The 12,232-nt window shown below is 69.6% G+C and carries 10 protein-coding genes and 1 rRNA gene; 2 read left to right on the plus strand and 9 right to left on the minus strand.

The features are described from left to right. From ITI46_RS01530 to ahcY, 3 genes are all read right to left on the minus strand, one after another. Window positions 1–122: ribosomal RNA gene (locus ITI46_RS01530) — 16S ribosomal RNA — on the minus strand; the annotation flags it as partial. A gap of 527 nt (window positions 123–649) precedes the next feature. Further along, window positions 650–1,264, minus strand: a complete 615-nt coding sequence (locus ITI46_RS01535) for a hypothetical protein (RefSeq protein ID WP_209237381.1) — start codon at window positions 1,262–1,264, stop codon at window positions 650–652. Window positions 1,265–1,400: 136 nt separating this feature from the next. After that, window positions 1,401–2,861, minus strand: a complete 1,461-nt coding sequence (gene ahcY, locus ITI46_RS01540; protein WP_209237382.1) for an adenosylhomocysteinase — start codon at window positions 2,859–2,861, stop codon at window positions 1,401–1,403. Between the two features lie 396 nt (window positions 2,862–3,257). On the opposite strand from ahcY, the gene ITI46_RS01545 reads away from it, so the two are divergent. After that, window positions 3,258–5,402 (plus strand): fructose-specific PTS transporter subunit EIIC, encoded by a 2,145-nt coding sequence (locus ITI46_RS01545; RefSeq protein ID WP_307808018.1) that lies wholly within the window; start codon window positions 3,258–3,260, stop codon window positions 5,400–5,402. Between the two features lie 87 nt (window positions 5,403–5,489). Here the strand turns inward: ITI46_RS01545 and ITI46_RS01550 are convergent, their stop codons facing one another. The 6 genes from ITI46_RS01550 to ITI46_RS01575 all read right to left on the minus strand — a co-directional run bounded on the left by ITI46_RS01550 (window position 5,490) and on the right by ITI46_RS01575 (window position 11,442). Beyond that, a complete protein-coding gene (locus ITI46_RS01550) occupies window positions 5,490–6,452 on the minus strand; it encodes a cation diffusion facilitator family transporter (RefSeq protein WP_209237384.1) in 963 nt (320 codons plus the stop codon). A gap of 38 nt (window positions 6,453–6,490) precedes the next feature. Next, a complete protein-coding gene (manA, locus tag ITI46_RS01555) occupies window positions 6,491–7,687 on the minus strand; it encodes a mannose-6-phosphate isomerase, class I (RefSeq protein ID WP_209237386.1) in 1,197 nt (398 codons plus the stop codon). Between the two features lie 94 nt (window positions 7,688–7,781). Next, the gene (locus tag ITI46_RS01560; RefSeq protein ID WP_209237388.1) at window positions 7,782–9,116 is read right to left on the minus strand and encodes an SIS domain-containing protein; all 1,335 of its coding nucleotides are present in this window, start codon (window positions 9,114–9,116) and stop codon (window positions 7,782–7,784) included. Between the two features lie 174 nt (window positions 9,117–9,290). Further along, a complete protein-coding gene (locus tag ITI46_RS01565; protein WP_209237390.1) occupies window positions 9,291–9,464 on the minus strand; it encodes a Trm112 family protein in 174 nt (57 codons plus the stop codon). A 109-nt stretch (window positions 9,465–9,573) separates the two neighbouring features. Further along, the gene (locus ITI46_RS01570) at window positions 9,574–10,959 is read right to left on the minus strand and encodes a phosphomannomutase/phosphoglucomutase (RefSeq protein ID WP_209237391.1); all 1,386 of its coding nucleotides are present in this window, start codon (window positions 10,957–10,959) and stop codon (window positions 9,574–9,576) included. Between the two features lie 84 nt (window positions 10,960–11,043). After that, complete coding sequence (locus ITI46_RS01575; protein ID WP_209237393.1) at window positions 11,044–11,442, minus strand: DUF3499 domain-containing protein; 399 nt, start codon at window positions 11,440–11,442, stop codon at window positions 11,044–11,046. A 337-nt stretch (window positions 11,443–11,779) separates the two neighbouring features. Here ITI46_RS01575 and ITI46_RS01580 point away from each other — a divergent pair, with 337 nt between their 5' ends. Beyond that, window positions 11,780–12,229, plus strand: coding sequence for a metallopeptidase family protein (locus ITI46_RS01580; RefSeq protein ID WP_209237395.1), 450 nt, complete (start codon window positions 11,780–11,782; stop codon window positions 12,227–12,229). Window positions 12,230–12,232: the final 3 nt, after the last annotated feature.

Genomic DNA, 12,232 nt, shown 5'->3' on the forward strand with positions numbered 1-12,232 from the left:
TGCCCACGTGTTACTCACCCGTTCGCCACTAATCCACCACCGAAGCGGCTTCATCGTTCGACTTGCATGTGTTAAGCACGCCGCCAGCGTTCGTCCTGAGCCAGGATCAAACTCTCCGTGAATGCTTCAAACAGCTTCACAAAAAGAGCGGAACCAGGAAGAGGAATAGTCCCCCCGGTTCACAGCATCCTCGCTGTTGTGTTTCAAAGGAACCTCGTCTCTCAGAGAGACGGGGTATCAACATATCTGGCGTTGACTTTTGGCACGCTGTTGAGTTCTCAAGGAACGGACGCTTCCTTCGAAACCGTCTCACCGGCTTCTCCGGACGTTTGCCCTTTCGGTGTTCCCGACTCTATCAGATCGAATCTGTTCGGAGTTCGGGGGCTTCTCGCGCAAGAATTCCGTCACCGGATTTCTTGGTTCGAAGCGGAGAAGAAACTAACTGCTGCTGCCGAGTTTGTCCAACTCTAGGCAACTGTTCGAATCTACTGCCCACGGTTCACCGCGTCAACGGATTTCCGGGGCGGAGAGGACAGTAGCAGGTTCCCTGCTGTCCGCGCACATCATGCGGCAGTCGGCGGCGTCGGTATGCGTCCGACACGGCGATGTCACCGGTTTCGCCCAGTCAGGCGGGGCACAGCGGTTTCCGTCAGGGGAAGGTCGAGGGTGGGGACTCGAGGTCTTCCAACTCGACGCCCGGGGCGGCGAGGACGACGTCGCCGGCAATGTGCACGGCGTGCTGCTCTCCCGTCTCCAGGTCGTTGACCTGGTAGTTCTGCACGACGAGGGGGCCGTTGTCAGTGGCGTGTGTTTCGCTGCTGAGCAGGGCCCAGGACTGGTCGAGAGTGCGGGGGGCGAGGACGGGGGGTGTGAACGCGACGAGGCGGACGCGTGTGGCGCGGTCACCGGGGGCCGGGCGCAGCAGCCGAGAGGTCGCGATGAGGAATGCGGGGGAGGCTCCGGTGAAGGAGTGGGCGGCGACGTTGCCCTCTTGGGCCTGCTCGCCTGCGGGGTCGGAGCGCACCCAGGTGACGCCGTCGAGTGCGGCTCCGCGAATCTGCCAGTTCGCGGCGTGCAGTTCGAGTCTGATCGGGCGGCCGAGTTCGTCGAGGGTGAGGTCCACGGAGCCTGTGTGGGCTCCTGAAGGGGCGGTGAGCTGGGAGACGTAGCGCCAGCCGGAGGGGCCGGTGGCGCAGTGGAAGTGCTCTTCACCGAGGAAGGTGTGGTCGTGCGGATCGTGAAGCGAATATCGGCCGCGGGGCATGGTCGGTGTCCGGGGTTGGTGCGGCGACGCCCAGGCCCCCGCCGGGGCGGGGGCCTGGGGCCGGGTTGGCCGTCCGCGGTCGGCCCGGCTGTTGTGGCCGGGCCGGCGCAGGGTCAGATGCGGATCGTCACCGGGATCAGTAGCGGTAGTGGTCCGGCTTGTAGGGGCCCTCGACCGGGACGCCGATGTAGGCGGCCTGCTCCGGGCGGAGCGTGGTCAGCTTGGCGCCGAGTGCCTCGAGGTGGAGGCGGGCGACCTTCTCGTCGAGGTGCTTGGGCAGGACGTAGACGTCGGTCGGGTACGACTCGGGCTTGGTGAACAGCTCGATCTGGGCGATCGTCTGGTTCGCGAAGCTGTTGGACATCACGAACGAGGGGTGGCCCGTGGCGTTGCCCAGGTTCAGCAGGCGGCCCTCGGACAGGACGATGATGGTCTTGCCCTCCGGGAAGGTCCAGGTGTGGACCTGCGGCTTGACCTCGTCCTTGACGATGCCGTCGATGGCGGCGAGGCCGGCCATGTCGATCTCGTTGTCGAAGTGGCCGATGTTGCCGACGATGGCCTGGTGCTTCATCTTGGCCATGTCCGAGGCCATGATGATGTCCTTGTTGCCCGTGGTGGTGATGAAGATGTCGGCGGTCTCGACCACGTCGTCCAGGGTCACCACCTGGTAGCCGTCCATCGCCGCCTGCAGGGCGCAGATCGGGTCGATCTCGGTGATCAGGACGCGGGCGCCCTGGCCTCGCAGGGACTCGGCGCAGCCCTTGCCGACGTCGCCGTAGCCGCAGACGACGGCGGTCTTGCCGCCGATGAGGACATCGGTGGCACGGTTGATGCCGTCGATGAGGGAGTGGCGGCAGCCGTACTTGTTGTCGAACTTCGACTTGGTGACGGCGTCGTTGACGTTGATCGCCGGGAAGAGCAGCGTGCCTGCCTGCTGCATCTCGTAGAGGCGGTGGACGCCGGTGGTGGTCTCCTCGGTGACGCCGCGGATCTCGGAGGAGAGCTGCGTCCACTTCTGCGGGTTCTCGCCGAGAGTGCGGTTGAGGAGCTGGAGGATGACGCGGTGCTCGTCGTTCTCGGCGGTGTCCACCGAGGGTGCGGCGCCGGCCTTCTCGTACTCGACGCCCTTGTGGACGAGGAGGGTGGCGTCACCGCCGTCGTCCAGGATCATGTTGGGGCCGCCGGTGGTGGCGTTCGGCCAGGTGAGGGCCTGCTCCGTGCACCACCAGTACTCCTCCAGGGTCTCGCCCTTCCAGGCGAAGACCGGGATGCCCTGCGGGTTGTCCGGGGTGCCGTTGGGGCCGACGGCGACGGCAGCCGCGGCGTGGTCCTGGGTGGAGAAGATGTTGCAGGAGGCCCAGCGGACCTCGGCTCCCAGAGCGACCAGGGTTTCGATGAGCACGGCCGTCTGCACGGTCATGTGCAGGGAGCCGGTGACGCGGGCGCCTGCCAGGGGCTGGTCCGCGGCGTATTCCTTGCGGATCGCCATCAGGCCGGGCATCTCATGCTCGGCCAGCGTGATCTCCTTGCGGCCGAAGGCCGCCAGCGAGAGGTCCGCGACCTTGAAGTCCTGGCCGGTCGTGGAGGTCGTCGTCATTGCGAGCTGCTCCTCGGTGTCGAGATATGAGGCTGGCTGGTCCGTGCTGCGGCGCGGAGCGGTGTGGTGCCGGTCGTGCGGAGGCGCACATGGTGACCGGGCACACTCGTCCCCTGCTCGCAGCTCAGTCCGTCGGAGGCCCTCTCTCCCTCGGTGGCCCGCCGTGCGGGCCTCCCGACCGCCATCAGCAGCGACGTCTGGCTCTACGAATCTACACCGCCCGTCCAGGGGACAAGAGGGGCACCGCTGACAGCAAGGGCGCCTCGGGGTCGGTTTTCAGCCGCTTGCTTTTTTGGCCGTCCGGCTGGTTCGGTGCACCCTGCGGCCTCTGCGACTGCGACTGCGATGGCGCGAGATCGCATCCCTCCACCCACTGGCCGAGCTAGGAGTTTCCACGTGACCAGTCCTGCCGACCCCCGAGACGGAGCGGCTCCCCCCGCCGGTCCTGGGCTGAAACTGCTCGCCGTGACGGCGTGCCCCACCGGTATCGCTCATACGTACATGGCTGCGGAAAAACTGACCCAGGCTGCCGAGGCCCGTGGTATCGCCATGAAGGTGGAGACTCAGGGCTCCATCGGGGCCGAGAACGTCTTGACCGACAACGATGTCAACGCCGCTGACGGTGTGATCGTCGCCGCCGACAAGGACGTGGATCTCAGCCGGTTCGGGGGCAAGCCCGTGCTGGTCGTCGGGGTGGCGGAAGGCATCAGCGACCCCGACGGCCTCATCGACCGCGTACGTCAGGCGCCCGTCCACCGGGGCGGGTCGTCCTCGGCCGGGAACGCGGGCGGTCGGGGCGGCAGCGCGAGCGGCAGCGGGTCGGGAGGCGGTGCGGGCGGCGCCGGAGCGCCGGGTGCCGCCGGGGCCAGGGGCGGGGAGCGCAGCGTCGGCTACAAGGCGCTGATGAACGGCGTCTCGTACATGATCCCGTTCGTGGTCGTCGGCGGGCTGCTGATAGCCGTCTCGCTCGCCCTCGGCGGGCACCCGCAGGCCGACGGCGGTCTGGTGATACCCGACGGCAGTTTCTGGAAGCACGTGAACGATATCGGCACCATCGGGTTCACGCTGATGGTGCCGGTCCTCTCCGGCTACATCGCCTATGCGATCGGCGACCGGCCCGCCCTGGTGCCGGGGATGATCGGCGGCTGGATCGCCAACACCGGTGAGCTGTACGACTCCAAGTCCGGTGCGGGCTTCATCGGTGCGATCGTGACCGGGTTCCTGGCCGGGTATCTGGTCCGCTGGATCAAGCTGGTGCCGGTGTCCCGGTTCGTGCGGCCGATCATGCCGATCATCGTGATTCCGGTTGTGGCGACGTCCGCGCTCGGGCTGTTCTTCATCTACGTCATCGGCAAGCCGATCTCCTGGGTCTTCGAGAATCTGACCGACTTCCTGGGCGGCATGACGGGCACCAGTGCGGCGCTGCTGGGCGTGGTGCTGGGGCTGATGATCGCCTTTGATATGGGCGGCCCCGTCAACAAGACCGCGTTCCTGTTCGGTGCCGGGCTGGTCTCCAAGAGCCCCGAGGTGATGGGGATGTGTGCGGCGGCGATTCCGGTTCCGCCGCTGGGGCAGGGGCTGGCGACGCTGCTGCGCCGCAGGTTCTACTCCGACCAGGAGCGGGAGACCGGTCTGGCCGCGCTGTTCATGGGCTTCTTCGGTATCACGGAGGGCGCCATTCCGTTCGCCGCCGCCCGGCCGGCCACGGTGATCCCGGCGAACATGCTCGGCGGCGCCGTCGCGGGCTGTATCGCGGGGCTGGCCTCGGTCGGGGACAACGTGCCGCACGGCGGGCCGATCGTGGCGGTGCTGGGCGCGGTCGACGGGGTGGTGATGTTCTTCGTGGCGCTGCTGATCGGTTCGGCCGTCACAGCCCTGACCACGGTCGGCCTGGTGACGCTCGGGGAGCGTCGTTCCGGGGCCGGTTCAGCCGGGACGGAGAGCGCGGAGGAAAAGCTCACTGTTGCGACGGCGCAGCAGTCCGTCGTACCGCCTCAAGGCGGTGCAGCAGTAGCCCCTCAGGACGCCCAGGGCGAGACGGCGAGCAGTGCAGCAGTGGGCACGGAAGCGGCCGAGGGGGCGTCCGACGTGCTCTCCGGATACCTCACAGCGGAGACCGTCGGCGAACAGCTCTCCGCTGCCCACAAGGAGGCCGCTGTCCGGGAGATGGCCGCACTGCTGGAGCGCAGCGGCAAGGTTGCCGACAGTGCGGGGCTTGTACGGGCGGCGCTGGCCCGGGAGGAGCAGGGCACCACGGGGCTCGGCGAGGAGATCGCCATTCCGCACGCCAAGACGGACGCGGTCACCGCACCTGTTGTCGGTTTCGCACGGTCGGCCGAGGGCATCGAGTGGGGCGCGCTGGACGGGACGAAGGCGCGGCTGGTGTTCATGATCGCAGTGCCCGAGGCGGCAGCCGGTGACGAGCATCTGCGCATCCTGTCCCTGCTGTCGCGCACGCTGATGGATCCCGCGTTCCGCACCCGTCTGCTGGGGGCGCCGGACAAGGAGACGGTGCTGACCACCCTCGCTGAGATCCGGTGAGGCAGCCGCACAGTTGAGTTGGCGCACCAGGAGGGCCCGCCCGGAGCCCCAGAGCGGGCCCTCCTCATGGTGTCGCAGCGACCGCGGTCAGGCGCCTGTCACGCCCGAGGGTTCGGCAGCGGACTCCGCCTCGGCGTCCTGGGCACGGTAGATGTCCGGCTCCAGGTAGATGACGCGGGCGATCGGTACGGCTTCGCGGATGCGGTGCTCGGCGGCGTCGATGGCGCGGGCGATCTGCGCCGCCGTGTCGTCGTGCTGGACGGCCACCTTGGCGGCCACCAGAAGCTCCTCGGGGCCGAGGTGCAGGGTGCGCATGTGGATGACGCGGGTGACGGTCTCACCGTCCACGAGCGCGGCGCGGATCTTGTCCCGTTCGGCCGGGTCGGCGGACTCGCCCAGCAGCAGCGACTTGGTCTCGACCGCCAGCACCAGCGCGATGACGACGAGGAGCGCGCCGATGCACATGGTGCCCACGCCGTCCCAGACGCCGTTGCCCGTCAGCAGCGCCAGGCCCACGCCGCCGAGGGCCAGAACGAGACCGACGAGCGCGCCGAGGTCCTCCAGCAGGACGACGGGCAGTTCGGGAGCCTTGGCGCGGCGGACGAACTGCCCCCAGCTGAGCTTGCCGCGGATTTCGTTGGACTCCTGGATGGCGGTCCTGAAGGAGAACCCTTCGGCGATTATCGCGAAGATGAGCACACCGACCGGCCAGTACCAGTGCTCGACTTCGTGTGGGTGAGCGATCTTTTCGTAGCCCTCGTAGAGGGCGAAGACGCCACCGACGGTGAACAGGACGATGGAGACCAGGAAGCCGTAGATGTAGCGCTCGCGGCCGTAGCCGAAGGGGTGCTCCTCGCTCGCTTCCTTCTTGGCCTTTTTCCCGCCCAGTAGGAGGAGCGCCTGGTTCCCGGAGTCGGCGACGGAGTGGACGCCTTCCGCAAGCATCGAGGCCGAGCCGCTGAAGCCCGCCGCGACGAACTTGGCGGCGGCGATTGCCAGGTTGGCGCCCAGCGCGGCGACGATCGCCTTTGTTCCGCCTGATGCACTCACGAGTCCGGGGTCCTTCCTGCTGCTGTGCGGCCGTCCGGTCAGACGGCCACGGTGGCGCGGAAGAGCGTACCGTCACCCGAGATCTGCACCGCCTCCCCAGCCGGAACGAATACGGACCGCCCTGGGGCGAGGCTGAGCTCCCCCGCCCCGTCTTCCCCGCCGTCCTCTCCCGCGCGCACCACGACGGCTCCCGCGGTGCACAGGAGGATCTGTGCGGCAGTCGAGCGCAGCGGGTGCGGACGGGCGCCGGGGACGAGGACGAAGCGGGAGAGCCGGAATTCGCCGACGGGTGTCTCGTAGACCTCCTCGCCGCCGGCGTCGTCCGCCTCGGGACGCAGGATTCCGGGCTCCGTCGGCTCGAAGCGGACGATGCGCAGCAGTTCGGGAACGTCCACATGCTTGGGCGTCAGACCACAGCGCAGCACATTGTCGGAGTTGGCCATGATCTCGACGCCGAGACCGCTGAGGTAGGCGTGCGGAACACCGGCGGCGAGGAACAGCGCCTCACCGGGGCGCAGCACGACATGGTTGAGGAGCATCGCGGCGAGGACGCCGGGGTCGCCCGGGTAGTGGTGCGCGATCTCGGCGTGCACGGCGTACTCGGGGCGTTCGGAGGCCGCCTCGGCGGCTTCGGCGACCGTGGCGGCCATCGCATCCTGGTCGGCCGTCAGAAGGGCTGTGAGGACCTCGCGCAGCGCCTCGCTCTCGGGGCGGGCGCGCAGGATGTCGGCGTACGGCTTCAGACCGTTCACGCCGAGGCCCTCCAGGAGCGCTGCGGCTTCCAGGGGGTGCCGGAAGCCGCACAGTCCCTCGAACGGGGTGAGGGCGCAGATGAGTTCGGGCTTGTGGCTGTCGTCCTTGTAGTTGCGCTCCGGTGCGTCCAGCGGGATGCCGCGTGCCTCTTCGTCGGCGTATCCCTGGGCTGCCTGTGTGTTGTCGGGGTGCACCTGGAGGGAGAGCGGTGCGGCGGCTGCGAGCAGCTTCAGCAGGAACGGCAGCCGGGGCCCGTAGGTGCGTACTGCCGCGACGCCCAGTTCGCGCTCCGGGTCGGTGGCGATCACCTCGGACAGCGGGAGCGGTCCTGTCCCCCTGTCGATGCGCGAGGGTGCGCCCGGGTGGGCGCCCATCCACAGCTCGGCCTGGGGCCGGCCGGTGGGGTTCTCGCCGAGCAGTTCCGGGATGGCGGTGGTCGAACCCCAGGCGTACGGCCTGACGGTGTTCTCCAGACGGTCCATGAGGTGTGTTCCTGTCGTGCTCGGAGGGGTTCGTGCGGGCGCTGAAGTACGTGCCGACTGCGGAATGCCGGTCAGAGGGCGGCAGCTGCCGCCCTCACGCCCAAGGGGAGTCGCTGTCGGCGAGCGTGAGGTAAACGGCGGAGAAATCGGCGGTGGCGATCAGCTCGGCCGCCGCTTCCAGTGGGCCGCTGCCTTCGGCCGGTTCCAGCTCACTGAGTGCCGCCTCGTGCGCGTAGGCCAGATCGCGGGCGGCCACGGTGGCGGACTCGCTTCCGGGTGCGGCCTCGCGCAGCAGGACGACGCGGGCGCGGGTCGTCTCCGGCTCCTCGACCCGGTCGCGGAAGAAGTCGTCCGGGTCGGAGCCCGGCGCGAAGGGACCCGCCAGCAGTGCGCCGTGTGCGCTCATCGCCTCGGGCAGTTCGGCCGCGAGGGCGGGTCGCCCGCAGAGTCCGGCCAGTACGGCGGACCAGTGGCGCGCTGCGGCGCCCGCGATACCGCCCTCGCTCCACAGCAGCGGCACGGCACCGGCCAGTTCGACAGCGAGGGTCTTGCCGGGGTTGCTGTAGGGCGCGATGGCGGGGCCGCAGCGTTCGGCGATCTCGTCCAGCCGGTCGGCGAGCGCCGTGAGGGCCGACGGTCCGGTCTGGGTGAGCCCGAGACGGTCGGTCAGGAGCAGCAGCGGGGTGAGGAGCGCCCAGAATGTGCCGGGGGCGCCGACGGGCTGTCCGGCGAGCGTCGCGGGCGCCCGCCGCGACTGGCGGTCGCCGTTTCCGCCGTCCTGGCCGCCCTCACCGGGAAGCTCTGCGGTGCCGTTCCGGCTGCCGTTCAGGCCGAAGCCCTCACCGCCGTTCCGCCCGCTCCCGCCGAGCGGCCCCGCGGCCGTGTCCGCGTCCATCGGGTGCTCCGGTACGTCCGGTGAGGGAAAGACCTCGTACGGGCCGGGCGCCAGCGGCACCGCCAGCCCCCTGGTCTCACCGAGCGCGTCGGCCAGCGGTGCCCCCTCCGGGGTGACGGCGACGACGGTGCAGCCGCGGCGGTACGCCTGGTCGACCAGGGAGACCAGGCCGGGCTCCGTGCCGTCCGGAGTGACCAGCAGCAGGAGGTCCACCGGCCCCGCCCAGCCGGGCAGCGGCCAGCGCAGCGCACCAGTGGCCGCGTGGGCGCCCGAGGGGCGCAGCCTGGTGACGGGTACGGCGCCGTTGGTGAGGGCGCCGAGCAGGTCGGTGACACAGGAGGTGGCAGGTCCGGGTCCGGCCACCAGGAGCGCGCGGGGACGGCCCTCCGGCTGGAGCTTGTCCAGACCCGCCTCGGTGGCGTGGCGCAGCCCCGTACGGACGCGTGCTCCGGCCTGTGCGGCGCCGCGCAGCAGTCCGCGTACGTCGGCGCGGGCCAGAGCCTCGGGGGCGTCGAGGAGCGTCTCGTCGAGCATCTTCCGTGGCCTCCGATCGGCTTCCGGTGCTGCGCGTATCGGCTTCCGGTGCGACGCTTGCGTGCACCTGCTGCGCGAAACGTGCACCTGATGTGCGTGCGTGCACCTGCTGCGCGTAACCAGCGCCTGCTGCGCGTTCCCCGGCGACGGCGCCGGGCGCAGCTGTGCGCCGGTTCAGGCGGGGCGGCGGGCCTCGTCCACCAGGAGCACCGGAATGCCGTCCCGCACCGGATACACCAGGCCGCACTCCGCATCACCGGTGCACAGCAGTTCGTCGCCCTCCTCGCGCAGCGGCGCGTGGCACGCCGGACAGGCGAGGATCTCAAGGAGTCCGGCTTCGAGCGGCATGTGTTCCTCCAGGTGCGGTGCGCGGCAGCTGAGTGCTGACGGTGCAGCTGTGTGCTGGCTTGTGCGGTCAGGGTACCGCCGGGGGCGGCCGACAGTACCGGGGCGGCTGTCAGACTGCGGTGGTGGTCTCGCCTTCCGCGCGCACGATGGCCAGTACCTCATCGCGGAGGCGCTCGACAGCCGCCGCGTCACGGGCCTCCACGTTCAGCCGCAGCAGCGGTTCGGTGTTGGAGGGGCGGAGGTTGAACCACCAGTTGACGCCGGTGACGGTGAGGCCGTCCAGCTCGTCGATCGAGACGCCTTCACGGCCTGCGAAGGACGCCTTGACGGCTGCTGTGCGGTTGAACTGGTCCTCGACGGTGCTGTTGATCTCGCCGGAGGAGGCGTAGCGGTCGTAGCGGGACACGAGCTGGGAGAGCGGGCCCTCCTGCCTGCCGAGCGCTGCCAGCACGTGCAGGGCCGCGAGCATGCCGGTGTCGGCGTTCCAGAAGTCGCGGAAGTAGTAGTGCGCCGAGTGCTCCCCGCCGAAGATCGCTCCCGTCCTGGCCATCTCCTGCTTGATGAAGGAGTGGCCGACCCGGGTGCGGACGGGCAGACCGCCGCTCTCCCTGATGACCTCGGGGACGGACCAGGAGGTGATGAGGTTGTGGATCACGGTGGCGCCGGGCTCCTTGGCCAGCTCCCGGGAGGCGACCAGGGCTGTGATCGCCGACGGGGAGACCAGGTCGCCGTTCTCGTCCACCACGAAGCAGCGGTCGGCGTCGCCGTCGAAGGCCAGCCCGATGTCGGCGCCGACCTCCCGCACCCGCTGCTGGAGATCGACCAGGTTCTTCGGATCGAGCGGGTTGGCCTCGTGGTTGGGGAACGTGCCGTCCAGCTCGAAGTACATCTCGTGCAGTTCGACCGGCAGCCCGGCGAGCACGAAGGGGACGGTGAGCCCGCCCATCCCGTTGCCCGCGTCGACCACGACCTTCAGGGTGCGGATGTCCGACAGGTCGACCAGGGAATGCAGATGTGCCGCGTACTCCTCCAGCATGTTCCGCTCGGTGACGGTCCCTTGGGGCTTGTCGGAGGCGGGGGCGCCGCCCGCATCGGACCACTGCTGCACCAGGGAGCGGATCTCGGCAAGTCCGGTCTCCTCGCCCACTGGTGTGGCGCCCGCACGGCACATCTTGATGCCGTTGTACTGCGCGGGATTGTGGCTCGCGGTGAACATCGCACCAGGGAGGCCGAGTTTGCCGCTGGCGAAGTAGAGCTCGTCGGTGGAGCACAGGCCGATCTCGGTGACGTCGGCGCCCTGGCCGGCAGCGCCGCGGCCGAATGCCCGGACGAGGCCGGGCGAAGAGGGCCGCATGTCGTGTCCGACGACGATGGCCGAGGCCCGGGTGACGCGGACGAAAGCGGCACCGAAGAGCTCCGCTGTCGTCTCGTCCCACTGGTCCGGCACCACACCGCGCACGTCGTACGCCTTAACGATCTGAGACAGATCAGCCACGGCCAGCCTCTCCTGGGTCGTCGGTCGGCAACGGCCCCAAATCTACCCGCGCGGGTGAGGGGTGCCGCCAGGCAGCACGGTGTGCTACGGCTCCGGGGAGCGCAGGACCCTCAGATGGCCGCGCCGGGCCACCTCCATCGGATCGGCGTCGCGCCCGTCCGGGCCGCTGAGCCGGTCCTTGGGGTCGGGGTCCTGCGGCTCGGCGCGTGGCGTACGGGCGGCCTCCCGCACGGCGTTGGCGAGGGCTTCCAGGTCGTCGCTGCTGGGGCGGGCAGCAGCCGTGTCGACGGCGAGCCTGACCACTTCCCAGCCGCGGGGCGCCGTGAGCCGCTCGGAGTGCTCGGCGCACAGGTCGTAGCAGTGCGGCTCGGCGTAGGTGGCGAGGGGGCCCAGCACGGCGGTGGAGTCCGCGTAGACGTACGTCAGCGTCGCGACGGCGGGACGACCGCAAGCGGTGCGCGAACAGCGACGTACAGGGCTCACGACGTTGGACCGTACCGCACTCTTGAGCGGGCTGCGACGACTCTCCCGGACGTCACCCTGCCGTGTCGTCCGCGTTCGCCGGAAACGCCTGATCTGCTGAAAGGCGCGCACGGCGACCGGCGGAGCGCCCCCCGGCGGAGGGCCCGCGATCACGGTCCTCTCACAAAGCGTTCACCATTCACCTGATTACGGTCATTTCCCATGCCCCGTTCTACCTAAAAGGGCAACCAAGGCGGCAGAAAGGGCGAAGAGTCTTCATCCGCTGATATGCGGGAGATGCTCCGCACGCGCCCGTCATGCCTCGCGTGCGAGCTGCGGCGGGCTAGGCTCGGAGGTGATGGACAGCCCCGTACCGCCGCGCCGGGCCGACTCCCGGCCGCGCCGCCGAGACCGCCACGGCCGTGGCATGCGCGGCCCCATCGCCCCTCCCCAGGTGCCGCTCGCCATCAGCAGGGCCGAGGCGTTCGACGATCTGGTGCGCGACTCGGTGACCAGGCTGGAGCGGCACTGGCCGCAGTTGGCCGGAGTCGAGTTCGCCGTACAGGAAGTGCCGCGGTCGGACAACGGTGAGGTGCGCGAGGGCGACGACGCCGTGCCGCTCGGGCGGGTCACCGAGGGCGTCGGGGAGCGCCCTGACCGGGTGATCGTCTTCCGGCGCCCGGTCGAGATCCGCAGCCGCACCAGAGACGAACGCGCCCTCCTGGTGCACGAGGTCGTGGTGGAACAGGTGGCCGAACTGCTGGGGCTCGCCCCGGAGTCGGTCGACCCCCGGTACGGGCAGGACTGAGGG

The sequence above is a fragment of the Streptomyces oryzae genome (assembly GCF_017676365.1).
In the GTDB taxonomy this organism is placed as follows: Bacteria; Actinomycetota; Actinomycetes; order Streptomycetales; family Streptomycetaceae; genus Streptomyces; species Streptomyces oryzae.

Bases quoted from the DNA above. Each gene is read 5' to 3' on its own strand.
- ahcY (WP_209237382.1), bottom strand. From the start codon at position 2,861: ATGACGACGACCTCCACGACCGGCCAGGACTTCAAGGTCGCGGACCTC.
- ITI46_RS01565 (WP_209237390.1), bottom strand. From the start codon at position 9,464: ATGCCGCTCGAAGCCGGACTCCTTGAGATCCTCGCCTGTCCGGCGTGC.
- ITI46_RS01560 (WP_209237388.1), bottom strand. From the start codon at position 9,116: ATGCTCGACGAGACGCTCCTCGACGCCCCCGAGGCTCTGGCCCGCGCC.
- ITI46_RS01580 (WP_209237395.1), top strand. From the start codon at position 11,780: ATGGACAGCCCCGTACCGCCGCGCCGGGCCGACTCCCGGCCGCGCCGC.
- manA (WP_209237386.1), bottom strand. From the start codon at position 7,687: ATGGACCGTCTGGAGAACACCGTCAGGCCGTACGCCTGGGGTTCGACC.
- ITI46_RS01535 (WP_209237381.1), bottom strand. From the start codon at position 1,264: ATGCCCCGCGGCCGATATTCGCTTCACGATCCGCACGACCACACCTTC.